This window comes from Curtobacterium sp. PhB128, assembly GCF_004340725.1.
Lineage (GTDB): Bacteria > Actinomycetota > Actinomycetes > Actinomycetales > Microbacteriaceae > Curtobacterium.
The window spans coordinates 236891-256356 of the sequence record NZ_SLUR01000003.1; the positions used below are offsets into that span (position 1 = coordinate 236891).

The 19466-nt window shown below is 71.5% G+C and carries 20 protein-coding genes and 1 pseudogene; 7 read left to right on the forward strand and 14 right to left on the reverse strand.

Going from position 1 to position 19466, the window contains the following annotated elements; genetic code table 11:
- Window positions 1–23: 23 nt before the first annotated feature.
- Window positions 24–1292: a phosphoribosylamine--glycine ligase gene (gene purD, locus EDF23_RS07365; RefSeq protein ID WP_131921260.1), complete on the forward strand. Its 1269-nt coding sequence runs from the start codon at window positions 24–26 to the stop codon at window positions 1290–1292.
- Entirely contained in the window at window positions 1289–2158 is an 870-nt protein-coding gene (locus tag EDF23_RS07370; RefSeq protein WP_131921261.1) for a phosphoribosylaminoimidazolesuccinocarboxamide synthase, read from the forward strand. Before purD ends, EDF23_RS07370 begins: the two co-directional genes overlap by 4 nt.
- A 233-nt stretch (window positions 2159–2391) precedes the next feature.
- Here the strand turns inward: EDF23_RS07370 and EDF23_RS07375 are convergent, their stop codons facing one another.
- On the reverse strand, window positions 2392–3597 hold the full coding sequence (locus tag EDF23_RS07375; RefSeq protein WP_131921262.1) for a GAF domain-containing SpoIIE family protein phosphatase: 1206 nt from the start codon (window positions 3595–3597) through the stop codon (window positions 2392–2394).
- 141 nt (window positions 3598–3738) lie between these two features.
- Here EDF23_RS07375 and EDF23_RS07380 point away from each other — a divergent pair, with 141 nt between their 5' ends.
- Window positions 3739–4059 carry a hypothetical protein gene (locus EDF23_RS07380; RefSeq protein ID WP_131921263.1) on the forward strand — a complete coding sequence of 107 codons (321 nt, stop codon included), beginning with the start codon at window positions 3739–3741 and terminating at the stop codon, window positions 4057–4059.
- Between the two features lie 12 nt (window positions 4060–4071).
- Here the strand turns inward: EDF23_RS07380 and EDF23_RS07385 are convergent, their stop codons facing one another.
- The 3 genes from EDF23_RS07385 to EDF23_RS07395 all read right to left on the reverse strand — a co-directional run bounded on the left by EDF23_RS07385 (window position 4072) and on the right by EDF23_RS07395 (window position 6245).
- Window positions 4072–4914, reverse strand: coding sequence for a helix-turn-helix transcriptional regulator (locus tag EDF23_RS07385; protein WP_131921264.1), 843 nt, complete (start codon window positions 4912–4914; stop codon window positions 4072–4074).
- Window positions 4915–5061: 147 nt separating this feature from the next.
- On the reverse strand, window positions 5062–5682 hold the full coding sequence (gene lepB / locus EDF23_RS07390; protein ID WP_123293649.1) for a signal peptidase I: 621 nt from the start codon (window positions 5680–5682) through the stop codon (window positions 5062–5064).
- Entirely contained in the window at window positions 5679–6245 is a 567-nt protein-coding gene (locus EDF23_RS07395; protein WP_131921265.1) for a hypothetical protein, read from the reverse strand. The genes lepB and EDF23_RS07395 overlap by 4 nt, the downstream gene beginning before the upstream one ends.
- Window positions 6246–6372: 127 nt before the next feature.
- Between EDF23_RS07395 and EDF23_RS07400 the strand changes: the two genes are divergently transcribed.
- Window positions 6373–7158: an SDR family oxidoreductase gene (locus EDF23_RS07400; RefSeq protein WP_131921266.1), complete on the forward strand. Its 786-nt coding sequence runs from the start codon at window positions 6373–6375 to the stop codon at window positions 7156–7158.
- An 18-nt stretch (window positions 7159–7176) separates the two neighbouring features.
- Here the strand turns inward: EDF23_RS07400 and EDF23_RS07405 are convergent, their stop codons facing one another.
- The 6 genes from EDF23_RS07405 to EDF23_RS07430 form a co-directional block, all read right to left on the reverse strand.
- Entirely contained in the window at window positions 7177–8061 is an 885-nt protein-coding gene (locus tag EDF23_RS07405) for a VOC family protein (protein ID WP_131921267.1), read from the reverse strand.
- Between the two features lie 151 nt (window positions 8062–8212).
- A complete protein-coding gene (locus EDF23_RS07410; RefSeq protein ID WP_131921268.1) occupies window positions 8213–9304 on the reverse strand; it encodes a hypothetical protein in 1092 nt (363 codons plus the stop codon).
- The gene (locus EDF23_RS07415; protein WP_123937515.1) at window positions 9301–9903 is read right to left on the reverse strand and encodes an ATP-binding cassette domain-containing protein; all 603 of its coding nucleotides are present in this window, start codon (window positions 9901–9903) and stop codon (window positions 9301–9303) included. The genes EDF23_RS07410 and EDF23_RS07415 overlap by 4 nt, the downstream gene beginning before the upstream one ends.
- Window positions 9894–10937, reverse strand: coding sequence for a hypothetical protein (locus EDF23_RS07420; RefSeq protein ID WP_131921269.1), 1044 nt, complete (start codon window positions 10935–10937; stop codon window positions 9894–9896). Before EDF23_RS07420 ends, EDF23_RS07415 begins: the two co-directional genes overlap by 10 nt.
- Window positions 10937–11500, reverse strand: coding sequence for a hypothetical protein (locus EDF23_RS07425; RefSeq protein ID WP_131921270.1), 564 nt, complete (start codon window positions 11498–11500; stop codon window positions 10937–10939). The genes EDF23_RS07420 and EDF23_RS07425 overlap by 1 nt, the downstream gene beginning before the upstream one ends.
- A 43-nt stretch (window positions 11501–11543) precedes the next feature.
- Window positions 11544–11828 (reverse strand): hypothetical protein, encoded by a 285-nt coding sequence (locus EDF23_RS07430; RefSeq protein ID WP_131921271.1) that lies wholly within the window; start codon window positions 11826–11828, stop codon window positions 11544–11546.
- 104 nt (window positions 11829–11932) lie between these two features.
- Here EDF23_RS07430 and EDF23_RS07435 point away from each other — a divergent pair, with 104 nt between their 5' ends.
- Window positions 11933–12499, forward strand: a complete 567-nt coding sequence (locus EDF23_RS07435) for a GNAT family N-acetyltransferase (protein WP_165901046.1) — start codon at window positions 11933–11935, stop codon at window positions 12497–12499.
- A gap of 99 nt (window positions 12500–12598) precedes the next feature.
- Here EDF23_RS07435 and EDF23_RS07440 read toward each other — a convergent pair whose 3' ends face one another.
- A complete protein-coding gene (locus EDF23_RS07440; protein ID WP_131921273.1) occupies window positions 12599–14128 on the reverse strand; it encodes a catalase in 1530 nt (509 codons plus the stop codon).
- 206 nt (window positions 14129–14334) lie between these two features.
- A pseudogene (locus EDF23_RS07445) lies at window positions 14335–14727 on the reverse strand (Fur family transcriptional regulator); the annotation flags it as partial.
- Window positions 14728–14896: 169 nt separating this feature from the next.
- Here EDF23_RS07445 and EDF23_RS07450 point away from each other — a divergent pair.
- Together EDF23_RS07450 and EDF23_RS07455 are read left to right on the forward strand one after the other, a co-directional pair.
- On the forward strand, window positions 14897–16210 hold the full coding sequence (locus EDF23_RS07450; RefSeq protein WP_131921274.1) for an acyltransferase: 1314 nt from the start codon (window positions 14897–14899) through the stop codon (window positions 16208–16210).
- A gap of 148 nt (window positions 16211–16358) precedes the next feature.
- Window positions 16359–17177: a cytochrome c oxidase assembly protein gene (locus EDF23_RS07455; RefSeq protein WP_131921365.1), complete on the forward strand. Its 819-nt coding sequence runs from the start codon at window positions 16359–16361 to the stop codon at window positions 17175–17177.
- A 109-nt stretch (window positions 17178–17286) separates the two neighbouring features.
- On the opposite strand, the gene EDF23_RS07460 is transcribed toward EDF23_RS07455, so the two are convergent.
- Complete coding sequence (locus EDF23_RS07460; protein ID WP_131921275.1) at window positions 17287–18825, reverse strand: DHA2 family efflux MFS transporter permease subunit; 1539 nt, start codon at window positions 18823–18825, stop codon at window positions 17287–17289.
- Complete coding sequence (locus EDF23_RS07465) at window positions 18822–19436, reverse strand: PadR family transcriptional regulator (RefSeq protein WP_111085590.1); 615 nt, start codon at window positions 19434–19436, stop codon at window positions 18822–18824. Before EDF23_RS07465 ends, EDF23_RS07460 begins: the two co-directional genes overlap by 4 nt.
- Window positions 19437–19466 lie beyond the last annotated feature (30 nt).

Genomic DNA, 19466 nt, shown 5'->3' on the forward strand with positions numbered 1-19466 from the left:
GTCCTGATCGGTAGGGTGATCGGGTGCGAATCCTCGTCCTCGGTTCCGGTGCCCGCGAGCACGCGATCATCACGGCCCTCCTCGCTGAACAGGCGGGCCACGTCATCACGGCTGCTCCCGGCAACGCCGGCATCGCCGCCGATGTCGAGACCGTCTCCCTCGACCCCACCAACGGTGCACTCGTCGCCGAGTACGCGATCGAGAACGGCGTCGAGCTGGTCGTCGTCGGGCCCGAAGCACCGCTCATCGCCGGTGTGGCCGACCCCGTCCGCACCCGGGGCATCCCGGTCTTCGGGCCGGGCAAGGCCGCCGCGCAGCTCGAGGGCTCGAAGGCCTTCGCCAAGCGCATCATGTCCGAGGCGAACGTGCCCACCGGCCGCCCGGTGTACGCCGGCACGGCGGAAGAGGCCGTCGCCGCGATCGACGAGCTCGGCGCACCGTACGTCGTGAAGGCCGACGGGCTGGCCGCGGGCAAGGGCGTCCTCGTGACCGAGGACCGTCAGGCCGCGATCGACCACGCCACCTACTGGCTGCAGCACGGGCACGTCGTGGTCGAGGAGTTCCTCGATGGCGAAGAGGTCTCGTTGTTCTTCCTGAGCGACGGCCACGACGTCCGCCCGCTCAGCCCCGCGCAGGACTACAAGCGCCTGGCCGACGGCGATCTCGGGCCGAACACCGGCGGCATGGGCGCCTACTCGCCGCTGCCGTGGCTGGCCGATCGGTGGGCGTCCGAGCAGGCCTTCGTCGACGAGGTCACCGAGCTGGTCGCGCTGCCCACCGTCCGTCGTCTCGAGCACGAGGGCACCCCGTTCGTCGGGCTCCTCTACTGCGGGCTCATCGTCACCGAGCAGGGCGTCCGGGTCATCGAGTTCAACGCCCGCTTCGGCGACCCGGAGACCCAGGTCGTCCTCCCCCGCCTGGCGACGCCGCTGAGCGGACTGCTGCTCGCCGCCGCAACGGGCCAGCTCGGGGGCACCCCGGCACCCTCGTTCCGTCCGGACGCGGCGGTCACGGTCGTGCTCGCGAGCGAGGGCTACCCGGAGAACCCGCAGACCGGCCGTCCGATCACCGGCATCGACGCCGCGAACGCCCGCGACGGCGTCTCCGTCGCACACGCCGCCACCGGGGTGCTCGACGACAGCCTCGTCGCCACCGGCGGCCGCGTGCTCAGCGTCGTCGCGACCGGGGCCGACTTCGCCCAGGCACGGGAGCGTGCCTACGCGGGCCTCGGTGACATCACCCTGCAGGGCGCGCAGTACCGCACCGACATCGCCGCGAAGGTCACCCGATGAGCGCCGCGCCCGTGATCGAGGGCTGGGACCACGTCTCGTCGGGCAAGGTCCGCGAGCTGTACGTGCCGTCCGGCACCGCCGACCTCCAGAGTGCGTCCGAGCTGCTGCTCGTGGCGTCCGACCGCGTCAGTGCCTACGACTTCGCACTCGAGCCACCGATCCCCGGCAAGGGCGAGCTGCTCACCCGCCTGTCGCGCTTCTGGTTCACGCAGCTGAGCGACGTGCCGAACCACATCATCGGCCCGTCGTCCGGTGGCACCCCCGTACCGGCTGAGGTCGAGTCACGGTCGATGCACGTCATGCCGCTCGAGATGTTCCCCGTCGAGTGCGTCGTGCGCGGGTACCTGGTCGGCAGCGGCTGGGCCGAGTACCAGGCGTCCGGCAGCGTCTGCGGTGTCGCCCTGCCCCAGGGGCTGTCGAACGGCGACCGCTTGCCCGAGCCGATCTACACCCCTGCCTACAAGGCACCGCAGGGCGAGCACGACGAGAACATCTCGTACGAGCAGACCGTCGACCTGGTCGGCGCCGAGGTCGCGGCGACCCTGCGCGACCTGTCGCTGCACGTGTACACCGAGGCTGCGGCGATCGCCCTGGAGCGCGACGTCGTGATCGCGGACACGAAGTTCGAGTTCGGGCAGGACGCCGACGGCCGGATCCGGATCGCGGACGAGGTCCTGACCAGCGACTCGAGCCGGTACTGGGACGCCCGGGCCGACGGTCGGACGGACTCCTTCGACAAGCAGATCGTGCGCGACTGGCTCAGCGCCAACTGGGACCGCCAGGGCACGCCCCCGGTGCTGCCCGAGGCGATCGTGTCCCGCACCGCCGCGCGCTACGCCGAGCTCATCGAGCGCCTCGGCGCCTAGTCGGTTCCTGCTGCGGGCCTGCTGCGCGGGCCCCGAGCGGGCCCCGACCGGTCACGACACCCCGCTCACGTCCGGCGACCGGTCACGAGCCGTCGTTCAGGCCCCCGGTACCCGACCGTTCGTGACCGCCCGGCGGCGCGCCGACGGCACGTCGTGACCAGTCGACGAGCGACCAGTCCTGACCTGCCGACGACCGGCGTACGGCCTGCCGACGACCTGCCGACGGCTCGTCGTCAGAGGTCGCGCGCGACCACGACGACGGTCAGGTCGTCGCCCGGGTCGTGGTCGACCGCACGTGACCGCACCCGCTGGAGGAACGTCGCGATGTCCGGCGAGCCGCGGTAGAGCTCCCCGAGCTGCGACAGCGACGCGAGCGTGGAGTCCCACAGCTCGAGCGCGCCGTCGCTGACCACGATGACCACGTCACCCGGACGCATGACGAGCGACCCGGAGGCACGTTCGATGCCCGCGGGGTGCAGCCCGATCGGCAGGTCCGACGACCGCAGGATGCGCTCGGCGCCGTCGTCGCGGAGCTGCAGGACGAGCCCGTGTCCGGCGTCGGTGAAGTCGATCCGGCCGGTCGAGGGGGTGAGGCGGCCGTGGAACATCGTCGCGAACGACTCGGCGCGGCTGAGGTCGGGTGCGACCTGTGCCTCGAGCTCGGCGACGGCGACGTCGGGTGCCAGGTCGCCGCGGGCGAGCAGTGCGCCGCGGATGTTCGCGGCGAGCAGCCCAGCCGACATGCCCTTGCCCATGACGTCCGCCACGGTCAGGTGCACGGCGTCGTCGCCGGAACGGTGCCAGTCGTGGAAGTCGCCGGAGACGACGCCGTGCGGCACCGACAGCCCCGCGATCCGGTAGCCGGGCACGTCGACCGTGCCGGGTTCGAGCCCCGCGAGCACGGACCGCAGGCGGTCCTCGTCGGCGCCGGCTGCCAGTTCCCGCTCGGCCCAGACACCGAGCTCCTGGAGCAGGGCGACCTCGTCGGCGTCGAGGGTCCGCGGTTCCGGGTCGATGAGGCAGAGCGTGCCGACCTTGACGTCGTCGTCGCCGAGCCGCAGCGGGACCCCGGCGTAGAAGCGCACGTTCGGGTCGCCGACGACCATCGGCATGTCGGAGTAGCGGGCGTCGATGCGCGCATCCGGCACGAGCACGGGGCCGCGCTCCCCCAGCGTCCGCCCGCAGAAGGTGTCCTGCAGCGGGATGACCGGTCCGAAGTGGCTGTCGCTCTGTTGGGACTTGATGGTCAGCGAGGTCTCGCCCGCCAGGTTCAGGAAGGAGCCGGAGACACCGAGGGCTTCACGCGCGATGCGGGTGATCCGGTCGAAGCGCTCTTCGGCGCCACCCTCGACCACGTCGAGTGCGGCGAGCAGCGCTGCTCGGCGCACGGCGTCGGGCGCGCCGGTGACTGGGACGGTCGTCGCTGTCTCCGAGTGCATGCACCCACGCTAACGCGCCAACCGGACAGGTCCTGTCCCCACTACGGAGGACGCACCACCCCAGTCCGCGGGGCAGGCTCGCCGAGTGTTCGGCGGCCGACCCTGGTCCGGCGCGGCCCGGCGCGGGACTACCCTGGACGCGTGTCCCGCCGCGCCCTGCCCGCCGTCGCCCTCGCCGCGGCGGCCCTGCTGACGCTCGCGGGGTGCGGTGCCCACGACTCGACCGGTCAGGTCTCGGTCACCGTGTCGGACAACGCCGCCGACCGCCCGTACGAGGTCAAGGTCTTCGCGTCGACGGGCAAGCTCTCCGAGCACCAGCGGGTGTTCCCCGGTGGCACCGCGGACTTCGCGGGGGTCCCGCTCGGCAAGGTGACCGTCCGCGCGGGCTCGCTGTGCCCGCAGACGACGACGGTGACGAACGACGCCGTCGCGACGGTCACGCTGACGACGACGGGCTGCTGAGCGCGGGTCGGTTCAGACCGCGCCGGGACCCCGTGCGATCGTCTCGTGCGGCTGCTCGCCGAAGCGTGCGCGGTAGTGGGCGGCGAAGCGCCCGAGGTGCGAGAACTGCCAGCGCCGGGCGACGTCGCTCACCAGCAGCGCGCCCGAACGCGATCGGCCGAGTTCGAGGTGGACCCGGTCGAGCCGGACCTCGCGCAGGTACTGCATCGGTGTCACCGCGAGCCGCCGGCGGAAGAGGTCCTGCACACCGCGCTCGCTCAGGCCGCACGAGTCCGCGATGTCGCCCACCGAGAGCGGCCGGTCGGCCTGGTCGTGCACGAAGCGGATCGCACGACGCATCCGGTGCTCGACGTCGGACCGCGACGGTGAGAACGTCGACAGCACGACCGTCGCGATGCGTCGGTTCAGGGCGGCCCGCTCGTCGGCCGGCAGCGCGGGGTCGAGGACGCGACCGGTGACGTCGCGGAGCAGTGCTCGGAGGGGTTCGATCCGAGGGTCGGCGGCGTCCGGTTGCCGGAACTCGGCCGCTGGGCCGCCGCCGCGGTCGCCGCCGCGGTCGCCGCCGCCGCCGTCGCCGTCGCCGTCGCGTCCGCCGAGCAACGCCGGCGACAGGTGCAGCAGGGTCATCGCCGTGGCGTCGGTGTCGAAGCCGTACGCGACCGAGGCGGAGAGCATCATCGGGCGTTCGGCGCCGACGTCCCAGCTCGAGCCGTCGTCCGCGGTCAGGCGGGCACGGCCGTCGGCGAGCCAGAAGACCACGTGGTCCGGTCGGGGGCCGATCGTGCCGGAGCGGTGTCCGTGCGTCCCGATGCGCCGGATCGACAGCTCTGCGTCACCCCCGGTCACGTAGTCCATGGGCACAGCGTCCATCGGAACAGTGCCTCCGCTCACCCCGCTGCGGACGGTCCGACACGGGAATCGGAACGCTACCGCACCGGACGACCGGGGCGGGCAACGACCGCCCCGGACCGCTCAAGGCCGCTCAGGACCGCTCAGGGCCGCTCAGGACGGGTCGGGCACCTGGTCCCACTCGTCGGCGTACCGCGAGAGCACCGTCCACCGTGACACCGGCCACGTGGTGATGAACGCACGACCGACCACGTCGTCGACCGGCACCGTGCCGTGCACGCGGGAGTCCGCCGAATTGTACCGGTTGTCGCCCATCACCCAGATGCGCCCCTTCGGCACGGTGATGTCGAAGTCGGTGCCGGAGACCCGGTCCGACCCGATCTCGGGCACCACGTAGGGTTCGTCGACCGGGTGGCCGTTCACCGACAGGTGTCCGCCGGTGCCGCAGCACGAGACGGTGTCGCCGGGCAGGCCGATCACGCGCTTGATCAGGTCGTCGCCCTGCCCGGTGCCGAGCCAGCCGCCCGGGTCCTGGAACACGACGACGTCACCGCGCTGCAGCGGCACGGCGCCGGGGACGAGTTCGTTGACGAGCACGCGGTCGCCGATGAGCAGCGTGTTCTCCATCGATGCGGACGGGATGTAGAAGGACCGGACCAGGTAGGTCTTCACCAGGAACGACGCCAGCAGCGCCACGACGACGATGACGACGAGGTCGCGGAGGAACTTCCAGCCGGCCCGCTTCGGCTTCGGCTCGGACTCGGTGGCGCTCAATGCGTCAACACCACCTTCACGAGACCGATCACGAACGCCACGGCGGCCAGCACGATGCCACCCCAGAGCCCGAGGAACGTGGGCCGCTTGCCGCTGAACCGCTGCATGAAGACGCCGACCATGCCGATGCGCACGACCAGGATGACCAGGGCGGCCGTCTGCGCCCACCCCGTCGGGATCCACCCGATCCACGCCACCGCGTACAGCACCGCGGGGATGAGCCCGGACGTCGCGATCGGGTTCGCGTTCCGCATGATCGTCAGGACCGATTCGCGCCGGGCGTCGTCCGTCTGGGAGTCGTCGCCGCCGAGGCCGTGCGCCACCAGGTGCGCGAGCACGTGCGCCAGGTAGGTCAGGACCGCGGTCGCCAGGACGGCCCAGATCGCCGACCCGTGGTGGATGGCGGCCGGGTCGACGGCGATCGCGGCGGCGAGCACCGTGATGTTGCCGTAGATGTAGGACGACATCCGGTCGCGGACGTGCTCGATCGGCAGGTCGCGCGGGTCCGGACGACCGCCGCGGGGTCCGCGTCCGCGTCCGAGCGGTGGTCGTGTGCGTGGCATCCGTCCATCTTGGCCCTCGCGTGCCGGTCCTCGCCGACAGGACACCGAGTGCGATGGCCACGCGCGTGGCCGGTTCCGGCAGACTGGGTGGCGATCGGTGCGACGGCGCACCGGACAGGAGGCCCGTATGACGTCCGCACGACCACTCGCCCTGGTGACCGGCGTGGGCCGCAGAGCCGGCATCGGCGCGGCGCTCGCCACCCGTCTGGCGACCGACGGCTGGGACCTGGCCATCTCGTGGTGGGGCCCGTACGACGACCGCGTGAGCGGTGGGGCGGATCCCGACGGGGTCGAATCCGTCGTGCAGGAGTGCGAGTCGGTGGGTGCACGCGTGACGCGCCTCCCGGTCGACCTGGAGGACCCGGACCAGGCGGCCGCCCTGGTCGGCCGCGCCGAGACCGAGGCGGGCGCCCCCGTCACCGCGCTGGTGATGTCGCACTGCGAATCGGTCGACTCGGACGTCCGGACCACGACGGTCGAGTCGTGGGACCGGCACTTCGCGGTCAACGCCCGCGCGCCGTTCCTGCTCGTGCAAGCGTACGCGGCCGCACTCGAACGTGCTGGCGACGCCGCACCGCGGGACCGCCGGCGGATCGTCGCGCTGACGAGCGACCACATCGCGTACAACCTGCCGTACGGGGCGTCGAAGGGGGCGCTCGACCGCCTCGTGTTCGGTGCCGCGAAGGAGCTCGGCAGCCTCGGCGTCAGCGCGAACGTCGTGAACCCCGGCCCGAACGACACCGGGTGGATGTCCGACGACGTCAAGCGCTGGGCGGTCGAGGGCACGCCGCTCGGCCGACTCGGACGACCGTCGGACACCGCTGCACTCGTCGGGTTCCTCTGCTCGGAGCAGGGGCGCTGGGTGAACGGGCAGCTGCTGACGTCGGACGGCGGGATCTCGAACCGCGCGTGACCCTGCCGGCGGACCGCGTCAGCCGCGACCGGGCGCGGTCACCTCGATGCGGTTCGCCCACGGGTCCTCGAACGCGACCGTCCGGCCGTCGTCGGCGGTCTGCACCCCGGTGTCGTGCATGCGTGCGACGAGGGCGCCGAGGTCGTCCGACCCAGGCACCTCGATCCGCACGAGCCCCAGCCCGAGCGCGAGCTGACGGCGCCCGGCCCCGCGGGAGTTCCAGGTGTTCATCGCCATGTGGTGGTGGTAGCCGCCGGCGCTGACGAACAGGGCGTCGCCCCACCCGGCCGTCGTCGCGAAGCCGAGCTTGTCGACGTAGAAGTCCTTCGCGCTGGCGACGTCGCCGACCGACAGGTGCACGTGGCCGACCCGACCCGGCGCGTTCGGCGCGGACTCCACAGCCTCGGCCGTAAGGTGCTCCTGGAGGAACGCGTTCGGGTCGACGTACTTCGTGTCCATGTCGACCATGCCGTGCGTCCACGACCACTCCGTGCGGTCGCGGTCCCAGTACAGCTCGACGCCGTTGCCCTCGGGATCGGTGAAGTAGAACGCGTTGCTCACCAGGTGGTCGGCGCTGCCGGTGAAGGTCTGCGGGAACTTCGTCGCCACCGAGTACAGCGCGGCGGCCAGGTCGGCCCTCGTGTCGAACAGGATCGCGGTGTGGAACAGGCCGGCGTCGTGCGGGCCGGCGTGCTGCATCGACGGCGCGTGCTCGAGGATCACGATCGGGACCGCCAGGCCACCGGCGCCCGGTCGTCCCAGCACGGCGACACCGCCCTCGTTCGAGAGCAGCGAGAGCTGGACGCCATCGCGGTAGTAACCGATCATCCGGTCGAGGTTCGCGACGCGGAGGGTGACGGCACCCATCCCGGTGTCGGCGGCGAGGAGGTCCTGCGTGTGCATGGCACCAGTGTGCGCCCATTTGGTTGACGCGTCAACCAAATGGGTTCATCGGTGGTCGCGGCGAGTTTCGTGGTGGGCGACACTTCTCGCGGCCCGGCGCCCGAGATGTGTCGCTCAGCGCGAACTGAAGTGGCGCAGCACCCGGCTGCGGTCAGCGGGAGCGGAAGTAGCGGTGCAGCGCGCGCTCGCGGATCGTGGCCGCGGCGAGCGCCCCACCGAGCAGCGCGCCCACGAGCCCGAGGGACGCGATCGCGATCGCCTCGCGCACGATCGGCAGTGCGTCGTCGACGTCGAGGCCACGCACCGACACCACCGCGACGCTCGTCGCGACCAGGGCCCCGACCGATCCCCAGACCAAGTGCTGCAGGACGATTCCGAGGACCTGCGCGCTCCGCGGTACCCCGACGTGCCGGTCGGAGGCCAGGGCGAGCCGGCGCCGTGCGACCGCTGCCGCGCCGATCGTCAGCCCCACGAGGGCCGCTGCCCCGAACGGGACGAGCACTGGCTGCCGCGCCGCGGGGGTGAAGACCGCGCCCAGGGTCGGGTTGAGCTGCCCGGCGGTGGGTCGGTCTTCGCCCTCGGCACCGCTCGCCGGCAGGACGGTGCGCCGGAGCATCGAGACCGTGTCGTCGCGCTGCGGCCACACCGTCGCCCAGCAGGCGTCGAACGGCGACCCGTCGTCCACCGTCGGCGCGAGGACCGCGTACTCCAGGTCGGGGTCCCGGCCGTCGTCGGGGTGGTCGTACACACCGGCGACTCCGGTGCCCGCGAGGCCCACCCTCACGAGGCGATCGCCGGCAGCAAGCCCCAGGGTCTCGTGCACCGTGGGCGAGATGATCACTCCCGCGGCCCCGTCGGCAGCGGAGCCGCCGAGCAGGCCACGCACCCCGGCGGTCACCTCGTAGGTCGGGATCGCCGAGCCCGGCAGCGCGGCGGGGACGACCCCGGCGTCGAGGCGACGGAACGCACCGGACGCGATGACCCCTTCGGCATCCGCGAGGGCATCGCACACGCGGCCGTCGATCCGCCCCTCGGCTCGCTGGACGGTCGTCGCCGCACCGCTCGCGACGAACACCGCAGCCGCTCGGACGTCACCGGCGACCGCTGCGGCGCGCAGGCCCACGACACCGCTGAGCAGCACCGCGAGGACGGCAGCGGTCACGGCTGCCCACGAGGCTCCGGAGGCGATGTCGCGCCACGCCTCCCGCCAGACCTCGGTCACCTGCATCCGGCGGGGGCTCATCGGTACCGCCCGAGGTCGAGCACTCCGTCGCAGGCGTCACGGGTCGCGTCGTCGTGCGTGGCGACGACGACGACCGTCCCCGACGCGGCGAGCGCACCGATCCCACGGTTCACCTCGATCGCGGTCGCCCGGTCGAGTTGCGCCGTCGGCTCGTCGACCAGCATCAGACCCGGCGCACTCGCGATCGCGCGCGCGAGCATCAGGCGTTGCGCCTCGCCACCGGACAGTTCGGCGAACCGCGCGTGCGCCCGCGAACCGAGCCCGAAGCGCTCGAGGACCCCGAGTGCCCGGACGTCCGCGGTCCGACGATCCGCGCCCTGGGCGACGAACGGCAACGCGACGTGGTCGAGCACGCGGCGGCGGGCCACCCCGTACGGGTTCTGGAAGACCCAGAGCGGCCGACAGCCCGGCGGGCGGACGGCGGCACCGCGCGTCGGACGGAGCATCCCGGCGAGGATCGCGAGCAGCGTGGACTTACCGGAGCCACTCGGCCCGACGACCGCGGTCACGCTCCCCTCGGCGAAGGTGCGGTCGACGCGGTCGAACAGCACGGTGCCGTTCGGCCAGACGTGCCCGACGCCCTCGAGCGTCACCGACACGAGCTGGACCGGTCCGGCGCGGCACGGATCCGGTCGAGCGTTCGTCCGCCGGGCACCCGGACGAACGACTGCCCGAGTTCCGACCCGAGGACCTCGACCCGGAGCGGCCGCCCCGTCGTCGGTTGCACGCACGCCCGGTCGCCCTCGAGGTCCCAGAGGGCCGTCGGCGGCACCACCTGGACGGTCCGCGGGCGACTGAGCGTCCACGTCGCGGCCACCGTCGGTGCGCCGTCCGCCGAAGCGACCGTCGCCGCGTACTCCGGCAGGGCGGTGATCGCAGCGAGGTCCGTCGGCGGCGAGACCACCCCGGCGGCGTCGATCGGGATGTCGGCGTTCCCGATCCGCAGCACGCGCTCCCCCGGCGCCGGATCAACCGGGAGCGCCTCGATGCGCGCGCCGCGGAGTTCGGCCGGGAGTTCGACGAGGACACCGTCGGCGCCGACCGCTGCCCCGACGACGGCCACGCACGCCAGGACGGCGTTCTCGGCGGCTGGCACCCATGCGAACGGGTCCCGCGGCACGACGTCGTCGGGCAGGTCGTCGCGGTCGACACCTCGGTCGACCAGGAACTGGTGCGCAGCTCGGAGCGTGCCCGGGCCGAGGACGCCGTCGATGCTCAGTCCGGCACCGAGGCGCGTGAGTTCCCGCTGCAGCCCCGTGACGTCGGCCCCGCGGTCGCCGATCTCGAGGTCGCGCCACAGCGGCTCGTCACTGGCGAGCGCCATCACCGGCCGCCCGTCGACCCGCGTGAGGACGTCCCCACTCCGCACGGGTGCCCCGGTCGAGCACGTCGACGTCGTCACCGTGCCGGTCCGCGACGTCACGACCGCCCGTGGGGCACCGGTGTCGAGTGCGAGCTGCACCTGTCGTTCATCGGCATCGGTGCGCTCGGTCACCCGGACGGTGCTCGTGGGGGCCGCCGTCCGGAGGGCAGCCGGGACCTCGGCCGGCACAGCAACCACGATGGCGGCGGCCGTCGCCGCCGCGACCACCATCGCCCCGAGCGCCAAGAGCGCGGCAGACGGGCAGCGCATCACTGCCGCCAGAGTCCGAGGGGGTCCAGCCGACACTGTACGGCTGCGGGGTCCCACTGCGAGAAGGAGAAGTTCCCGTCGTCGTTCTGGGTGCGCCATTCACGTTCGGTGTACGTGTCGTCGACGAGTCTCGCGGCACGGAGGCACGCGACGGTGATCGTTGCCTCGTCCTGCTTCTCCGGGTTCCGCCGGACTTCGTTGAACAGGTACGTCACGTCGCTGTCGAAGTCCTTCGCGCACTTCGACTTCGAATCGTTGATGGCCGTTGCGTCTTCAGCCTTCCGCCCCGGGAGCGGCGACGCTTCGGACGTGCCGTCCTCTGCTGTCGTGTAGTCGTAGCCGAGATCCCGCATGCATGCGCTCATGCGGGACTGGGCATCTGCGACCTCCCGCGCCGAGATCGTTCCGTCCGAGAGGATCTGCCGCTGGTACGGGCTGGTGTCGGCGGCTGATTCCGCGAACTCATCCGCCCACGGCCCGGCCGCGGAGAAGCCTGACGGATCGACGACCCGGGGCGCAGCATCTGCGGAGGCGCAGCCAGCGAGTGCCGTGGCGCCGATCACCACGACGACCGTTGCTCCCCGAGCACGGTTCCGAACCACCGCGTCAGGCCCGGATCATGCCGTACTGGGCGATGTTGGTCCAGCAGGCAGCCTCGTAGGACCACTTGTTGCCACCGACCACGTTTCCCCACTTCATCGTCCCGCTCTTCAGCCGGTTGAAGTGCTGAGCACGGCCACACCCCGACTCGTTGAAGCCCATGCTCTGCGTCACCTTCCGCCAGCACGTCGCAGCACTTGCCTCCGGCGCCGTCACGGTGTCGACCGCGATCCCGCCGCCCACGACACTCCCCAGCACGGCCGCACCCAGTACGACGTTCTTGATCGACATCGATCTCCCCTTTCATCGCGACATCGCCCCGATGTCACCGTTAACGTATTACCGGTCAGTACGAGAACGCAACGACACCCACCACATCCGTGCAGGATGGACGCGTGACTGATGACATCCGGTGGGAGGTGGTCGAGGAGAGCTCCCTCTCGCTCCCGGACCACGAAGCGATCGCAGCACTGCTCGCGCAGGCGTTCCCGGACTGGTCCCACTGGTACGTGGGCGGCCGCAGCTGGTCCGGCATGCAGCCCGAACGCCGGGTCCTCGCCCGCGACCGGGACGGCGTCGTCCTGGCGCACGTCGGGATCCGCCGCATGTTCATCACGGTCGGCGGGCGCGACGTCCTGGTCGGAGACACCGGCCTCGTCGCCGTGTCGCCACGGCTGCAGGGATCGGGCAAGGGCCGGGAACTCATGGAGCGCACGCACGCCGTGCTCGACGGGCTCGCGGTGCCGTACGGCTTCCTCGGCGCGGGCGAGAACCGCATCCCCTTCTACGCGAAGCTCGGCTGGCACGAGTTCCCCGCGGTCGTCGGCACCTTCTCGGCGTTCACCGCCGAGGGCGCCGGCATCACGAACACCGAGCAGGGCGGCTGGATGGTGCGGCCGGTGGCCGCAGCCCTGGAGGACTGGCCGGCCGGCCCGATCTGGCTGAACGGACAAGAGGTCTAGAACGCAACGACAGACGGACGGGAGGCCCGGTGCCAGCTGGCACCGTGCCTCCCGTCCGTCAGGTGGTGGACCGGGGCTCACGCCCCTGCGCTGGCTGGGCTACGCCTCGACGGCCACCGTCTCCGGGTCCTCGTTCGAACCCGGCGCGCTCGGCACGACCGCGGCGCGCACGCGCGCACCGAGGTCGGCGTCGACGTTCGTCCAGTACGCGAACACGCGCTCGCGCAGGTCGTCGCGCGTCACCTTCGAGACGTGACCGGCGATGTTGCCGACCAGGCGCTCACGGGCGGCGTCGTCGAGGACCTCTCGGACGAGCGTGCCGGCCTGGCCGAAGTCGTCGTCCTCCGGGTGCAGGGTCGCGGCGGAACGCTGCAGCGCGCCGTCCGACTCCCAGCCGGGCACGTCGTCGGTCGCGGTCGGGTCGGCGTGTGCGCCACCGAGCGAGTTCGGCGCGTACACGGGCACCTCGGACTTCTGGAAGTCGAAGCGCATCGCGCCGTCCTTCGAGTACGAGTGCACCTCGTTCTTCGGGGCGTTCACCGGCAGCTGCGCGTGGTTGGTGCCGACGCGGTAGCGGTGGGCGTCCGCGTAGCTGAAGATGCGCGCCAGGAGCATCTTGTCCGGGCTCGCCGCGATGCCGGGCACGAAGTTCGAGGGGGCGAACGTCGCCTGCTCGATCTGCGCGAAGTAGTTCTCCGGGTTGCGGTTGAGCTCCATCGTGCCGACCTCGATGAGCGGGTAGTCCGCGTGCGGCCACACCTTCGTCAGGTCGAACGGGTTGAAGCGGTAGGTCGCGGCGTCCTCGTAGGGCATGACCTGCACCTTGAGGGTCCAGCGCGGGAAGTCCTGACGCTCGATCGCGGCGTGCAGGTCACGGATGTGGAAGTCCGCGTCCTCGCCGGCGATGCGGTCGGCGTCCTCCTGCGTCAGGGTCTTGTGGCCTTGCTCGGTGATGAAGTGGTACTTCACCCAGAAGCGCTCGCCCTCGGCATTGATCCACTGGTAGGTGTGCGAGCCGAAGCCGTCCATCTCGCGCCACGACGCGGGCAGGCCGCGGTCGCCCATCAGCCAGGTGACCTGGTGCGCCGACTCGGGCGACAGGGTCCAGAAGTCCCACTGCATGTCGTGGTCGCGCAGGTGCGAGCCGGGCAGGCGCTTCTGCGAGCGGATGAAGTCGGGGAACTTGATGCCGTCGCGGATGAAGAAGACGGGGGTGTTGTTGCCGACGAGGTCGTAGTTGCCCTCGGACGTGTAGAACTTCAGCGCGAAACCGCGGGGGTCGCGCCACGTGTCGGGAGAACCCTGCTCACCGGCGACGGACGAGAAGCGCGTGAGCATCTCGGTCTGTTGACCCGGCTGCAGGAACGCGGCGCGGGTGTACTTGCTGACGTCCTGCGTGACCGTGAAGGTACCGAAGGCGCCGCCGCCCTTCGCGTGGACGACCCGCTCCGGCACACGCTCGCGGTTGAACTGGGCGAGCTTCTCGATCAGGTAGTGGTCGTGTAGCGCGAGGGGGCCGTCGGCCCCGACGCCCATCGAGTGCTCGTCGCTCGAGACGGGAGCGCCGGAGTTGGTGGTCGTGGTGGGGGTGCCGGCCGGCTGGCCGGGCGTCGTGTTCTGGTCGGACACGGTTCCTCCTTGGGTGGAACGGTTGGTTCGGTCAGGGGTGCTCGGGTGGTTCAGGGGACGCGCGGGGCGTCGGGCGCGGCTGCGTCGGGCACGGCTGCGTCGGGGTCGTCTGCGCTTTCGCTTGCGCTTGCGTCGATTGCGCTTGCGCCTGCGTCGCTGGCTGCGTCATCGCCGGCGTCGTCGCGCTCGGCCGCGGCGCACCGCTCGCAGATGCCCCAGTAGGTGACCTCGGCGGTGGTGACGGCGAAGCCGTGCGCGTCCGACGGGGTCAGGCAGGGCGAGTGTCCGACGGCGCAGTCGACGTCCTCGATCGCGCCGCACAGCGTGCAGACGATGTGGTGGTGGTTGTCACCGGTGCGTCGCTCGTACCGAGCGGGGCTGCCGGCCGGCTCGATGCGTCGGACGAGGCCGACGCCGGTCAGCGCGGCGAGCACGCCGTACACGGCCTGGTGGCTGGTCGTCGGCAGCTCCGCCGTGAGCGCCGTGACGATGTCGTCGGCGGTGGCGTGCGGCATCGATTCGGTGGCCCGCAGCACCGCGAGTCGCGGCGTCGTGACCCGGAGGCCCGAGGTGCGGAGCAGATCGGCGTCGGCGTCCATGCTGAGCCTTTCTTTTGCAGGAATCAAGACAACACGGCCACTGTACACGAGCCGTCGTGGCGCGCACCCGTCGGAACACATTCCGCGACCGGTATGCGACGTGTCACGATCTGGCGGCGATCACCTGGAGGGACGCTGGAACGATCGGTCTGCACGCTAACGTCCCGACATGTCCACGAGCCACGGCCTGTCTGAGCAGGCGAACAGCGCACCGGACGTCCGGGGGATCATCGCGAAGCGGGACCTGGTCGTCGACCTCATCCGGACGGCCTGCGTCGTCCTCGTCGTCATCGTGCACGTCACGATGGTCGGCGTCGCGTCCGACGACCAGGGAGTGCGGGTGACGAGCCCCCTGCAGGAACTCCCGTGGTACGTCGCCGCCACCTGGATCGGGCAGGTGATGCCCCTCTTCTTCGTGGTCGGCGGCTTCGCGAGCGCAGTCGGTTGGCGCAGCACCGTCGCCCGCGGTGCACCGAGCCCTGCTCGCGACTACCTGGCCACCCGCCTCGTGCGCCTGTTCCGGCCCGCGGTCCCGCTGTTCGTGTTCCTCGCGCTCGGGCTCGGTGTGGCCACGGCCGTCGGCACCCCGCCGGACCTCCTCGCCGAGGTCGCGTTCGGCATCGGCTCACCGCTCTGGTTCCTCGCCGCGTACGGCATCACGCAGTGCTGCGTGCCGCTGATGATGCGGTTCCACGAGCGCGCACCCTGGGCAACCCTCGGCGTGTTGCTCGTGCTCGCCGCGGTGGTCGATGCGGTCCGCCTGGCCACCGGGGTCACCGAGGTCGGACTGCTCAACCTCGGGCCGGTGTGGCTCTTCGCGCAGCAGCTCGGGTTCCTCTGGGCCGACGGGTGGTTCGCACGGCGGTCGAAGGCGCTCCTGCTCGCGGTGGCCGTCGCCGCCTACGCCCTGCTCGTCCCGATGACCTCGATCGGCTTGTGGGCACCGGACATGCTGCAGGACCTCAACCCGCCGATGCTCCCGCTGGCGTTCCTCGCGATCGCACAGGCCTGCCTGGTCCAGCTCGTGCACGCCCCGCTCACCCGCCTGATGCGCACCAGGGCCGCGCTCGGCGCCGTGTTCGTGCTCGGTCGGGACGGCATGACCATCTACCTCTGGCACCTGCCGCTCTTCATCGCGCTGAACGGGGTCGCCCTGTTGGTCGGGGTGCCGTTCCCGTCGCCGGGCTCGGGTGGGTGGTGGGCGTCCCGGCTGATCGCGCTGGTCGCGGTGCTCGTCGTCGCGCTCGGGGTTGCTCGCGCGCTCCGTTGGTTCGACCGCCCGCTCCCCCGGCTGCTGCCCTCGGCGGACCGCCCGTCCTGGCCGGTCGTCGCTGTCGCTGCGCTCTGCACGATCGGTCCGGCGTTCCTGGTGATGCAGCTGCACCTGTCGTTCGGGATCGCGGTCATCGGCGCCGTGGCCGTGCCGATCGGGGTGTGGTTGCTTTCGCGGACCACGCCGGCCCGGGGCGTCACCCGGATCTGAACCGGTTCTCACCGTTCGGGACCACTCGGGCCTGCACCGCCACACGCGCCGGCCAGAGGATGGCGGCAGGCCGATCCCCTGGAGGCACCCGACGCCGTCGACACCCGAGTTCTGGAGCACCTGGCGGTTCGATCCCCTGTCCGCGGTGATGATCGCCGTCGCCGCGGTCGCCTACGGCTGGTGGGTCGTCGCCGCCGCACGTCGCGGCGCACGCTGGCCCTGGTGGCGCACCCTCGCGTTCGTCGCCGCACTGGTGCTGTTCGGGATCCTGCAGTTCGGCATCGTCGGCGTGTACGACCAGCAGCTGCGGTGGGCGTTCGTGCTGCGGTCCGCCCTGCTCTTCTTCGCGGTCCCCACCTTCGCCGCGCTCGGTGCGCCCGTCTCGTTGCTCCGGACAGGAGGCCCGGATCACCTCGCGCACGCCGCCGACGCCGCCATGCGGTCGCGTCCAGTGCGCCTGCTCGGCAACGCGATCGTCGCGCCGCTCGTCGCCCTCGTCCTGTTCGGCCTGTTGCTGACACCGTTCGCGGCGACCCTGCGCGAATCGTCCGTCTGGGCCGTCGTGATCACGGTGACGGTCCCGATGCTCGGGTTCGGGTTGCTCGCTCCGCTGTCCGAGCCCGGGGTGCTGCGGTCGTCGACGTTCGTCACCGCGGAGTTCCTGCTCGCCTTCGTGGAGCTGATGATCGACGCGGTGCCGGGCATCGTGCTCCGGATCACGAACCACGTGCTCGACGGGTCGGTGGTGCAGGCCGTGGGGCAGCCGTGGTTCCCGTCGCCGCTGCGCGATCAGCACCTGGCGGGCGACCTGCTGTGGTTCATCGCCGAGGTGGCGGACATCCCCGTGCTCATCTCGCTGTTCATCCGGTGGCAGCGGACCGATCGCCGCGAGGCCCACGCCGTCGACGCCCTGACCGACGAGCAGATCGACGAGCTGACGCGGGAGCACCTGCAGCGCCGGGGTTGAGCGCGCGGGCGGGGCGGCGGCGGCGAGCGGCGAGCGGCACATGGTGAGCAGAAATGGTCGGGTGCCCGCAGGCGACCCGACCATTTCTGCTCACGAACTGTGCGCGTTCCTACTTCGACGGGGCTCCGGCGGCCTCGGGCTGGGCGGTCACGCCGCCGGTCTGCTGCCAGGCGACGGTCTGCTTCGGCTTCGCCAGGAACAGCGCCGCCACGATCGCCGCGATGAGCACGATCGCCGGAAGGAACAGCGACTCACCCATGGCCCGCGAGAACGGCTCGAGCAGGAACCCGGGCAGCCCGCCGACCTGCTGCTCGGCACCACCGGCGGAGGTCCCACCGGTCGAGGCCGGGAAGTTCGCGGTGATCCGGGCCTCCATCAGCGCCGCGATGCCGGCCGAACCGAGCACGGCACCGATCTGGCGCGTGGTGTTGTAGACGCCCGAGCCGGCACCGGCCAGCTTCGGCGGCAGGTTGCGCGTCGCCGAGACGGACAGCGGACCCCACATGCAGGCGTTGGCGATGCCGAGGAGCGCGCTCGGCAGGAGCACCCATCCCCAGTCGGCACTCGACGACAGCAGGGCTCCGAACCAGAACAGCCCGGCCGAGAAGCACGCGAGACCGAACGCGGCGACCCAGCGCGGGTTCCACCGGTTGAGGTTCTTGCCGACGAGCGGTGCGAGGCCGGCGGACAGCACGGCCTGCGGCACGAGGAGCAGTGCAGCCTGGGTCGGCGAGAACCGCAGGACGTCCTGCGCCCAGAGCATGATCGGCAGCGCGAACGAGGCGATCGCGACACCGACGGCCGTGATGGCGACGTTGGCCAGGGTGAAGTTGCGGTCCTTGAACAGGCCGAGGGGCAGCAGCGGCTCGCCCTTCTGCACGCCCTGCCAGACGACGAACCCGGCGAGCACCACGAGCCCGACGATGATGAGCGACCACACCGAGATCGGTCCGGCGATGACGCCCCAGTCGTAGGTCTCGCCTTCCTGGATGCCGAAGACGAGCAGGAACAGGCCGGCCGCCGACAGGAAGATGCCGAGGTAGTCGAAGCGGTGCCCGTGGCGGTCGAACGACGGCACGAAGCGCTGCGCGAGCACGAACGCCACGACACCGACGGGGACGTTCACGAAGAAGATCCACTCCCAGCCGAAGCCGTCGACGAGCAGACCGCCGACGATCGGGCCGACGAGCGAGGCGACACCGGCGACGGCGCCCCAGAGACCCATCGCGGCACCGCGGTTCTGCGGCGGGAAGATGCGCGTGATGACGGACATCGTCTGCGGGCTCATCATCGCGGCGCCGAGACCCTGCACGACGCGGGCCACGATGAGCATCTCGATGGAGCCGGCCAGACCGCACCAGAGGCTGGCGAGCGTGAAGACGACGAGGCCGATCTGGTACATGACCTTCGGGCCGAAGCGGTCACCGAGGCGGCCGGTGATGAGCAGCGGCACCGCGTAGGCGAGCAGGTAGGCGCTCGTCACCCAGATCACGGAGTTGATGTCCGCGTCGAGCTTCTGGGCGATGGTGGGGGTGGCGACCGACACGATGGTCGAGTCGACGAGGATCATGAAGAAGCCGACGACGAGCGCCCAGAGGGCGGGCCACGGCTTCTTCTCGGTCGTCCGCGGAGGCGTGACGGTGGTCATCGAGTGGTGTCCTTGCTGTTCGTGGGGAAGTCAGTGTCTGTGGGGACGGCCGGGCCGTCCCAGGGGAGGTCGCCGCTGGCGATGCGGTCGACGGTGGTGCTGAGCCACTCGATCTGCGCGGCGAGCATCGCACGGACGTACGACACGTCGAGCCAGTACCGCTCGGTCAGCTGCTTGGCCTGCACGCGCTGGAGTGCCTGGTCGTAGTCGTCGCGCTCCTGTTCGAGTGCGACGATCCGGGCCCGGACGGCATCGACCGCCTCGGTGTGCGGCAGGTTCTCGAGCACGGAGAGGGCCAGGTGGAACTCCGGGTACTCGTCCGCGGGCTCCGCCACCATGCGGCGGAGGCCGTCCGCGAGCGCTGCGCGACCGGCGTCGGTGATCGTGTAGGTGGTGCGTTCCGGCCGGTTGCCGTCGCGGTCGGTGCCCACGACCTCGGCGAACCCGAGCTCGGCGAGGCGGCCGACCTGGTGGTACAGGGTGCCCGGGCGGACCTTGACGTTCCGCTCCTCCTGCCGGTGGACCATCGTCTGGAACATCTCGTACGGGTGCATCGGTGCCTCGTTCAGCAGGTCGAGCGCGGCGAACGCGAGGGGCGTGAGCGACGCCATGCGGGCCTCCTGACGGATCGATGCGGCAGT

What these genes read in the sequence shown, in the direction of transcription:
- EDF23_RS07370 (WP_131921261.1), top strand. Translation starts at nt 1,289, where the DNA reads ATGAGCGCCGCGCCCGTGATCGAGGGCTGGGACCACGTCTCGTCGGGC.
- EDF23_RS07430 (WP_131921271.1), bottom strand. Translation starts at nt 11,828, where the DNA reads ATGTCGATCAAGAACGTCGTACTGGGTGCGGCCGTGCTGGGGAGTGTC.
- EDF23_RS07420 (WP_131921269.1), bottom strand. Translation starts at nt 10,937, where the DNA reads ATGCGCTGCCCGTCTGCCGCGCTCTTGGCGCTCGGGGCGATGGTGGTC.
- EDF23_RS07395 (WP_131921265.1), bottom strand. Translation starts at nt 6,245, where the DNA reads ATGCCACGCACACGACCACCGCTCGGACGCGGACGCGGACCCCGCGGC.
- EDF23_RS07400 (WP_131921266.1), top strand. Translation starts at nt 6,373, where the DNA reads ATGACGTCCGCACGACCACTCGCCCTGGTGACCGGCGTGGGCCGCAGA.
- EDF23_RS07410 (WP_131921268.1), bottom strand. Translation starts at nt 9,304, where the DNA reads ATGAGCCCCCGCCGGATGCAGGTGACCGAGGTCTGGCGGGAGGCGTGG.
- EDF23_RS07460 (WP_131921275.1), bottom strand. Translation starts at nt 18,825, where the DNA reads ATGACCACCGTCACGCCTCCGCGGACGACCGAGAAGAAGCCGTGGCCC.
- EDF23_RS07450 (WP_131921274.1), top strand. Translation starts at nt 14,897, where the DNA reads ATGTCCACGAGCCACGGCCTGTCTGAGCAGGCGAACAGCGCACCGGAC.
- EDF23_RS07455 (WP_131921365.1), top strand. Translation starts at nt 16,359, where the DNA reads ATGATCGCCGTCGCCGCGGTCGCCTACGGCTGGTGGGTCGTCGCCGCC.
- EDF23_RS07465 (WP_111085590.1), bottom strand. Translation starts at nt 19,436, where the DNA reads ATGGCGTCGCTCACGCCCCTCGCGTTCGCCGCGCTCGACCTGCTGAAC.
- EDF23_RS07375 (WP_131921262.1), bottom strand. Translation starts at nt 3,597, where the DNA reads ATGCACTCGGAGACAGCGACGACCGTCCCAGTCACCGGCGCGCCCGAC.
- EDF23_RS07385 (WP_131921264.1), bottom strand. Translation starts at nt 4,914, where the DNA reads ATGGACTACGTGACCGGGGGTGACGCAGAGCTGTCGATCCGGCGCATC.
- EDF23_RS07405 (WP_131921267.1), bottom strand. Translation starts at nt 8,061, where the DNA reads ATGCACACGCAGGACCTCCTCGCCGCCGACACCGGGATGGGTGCCGTC.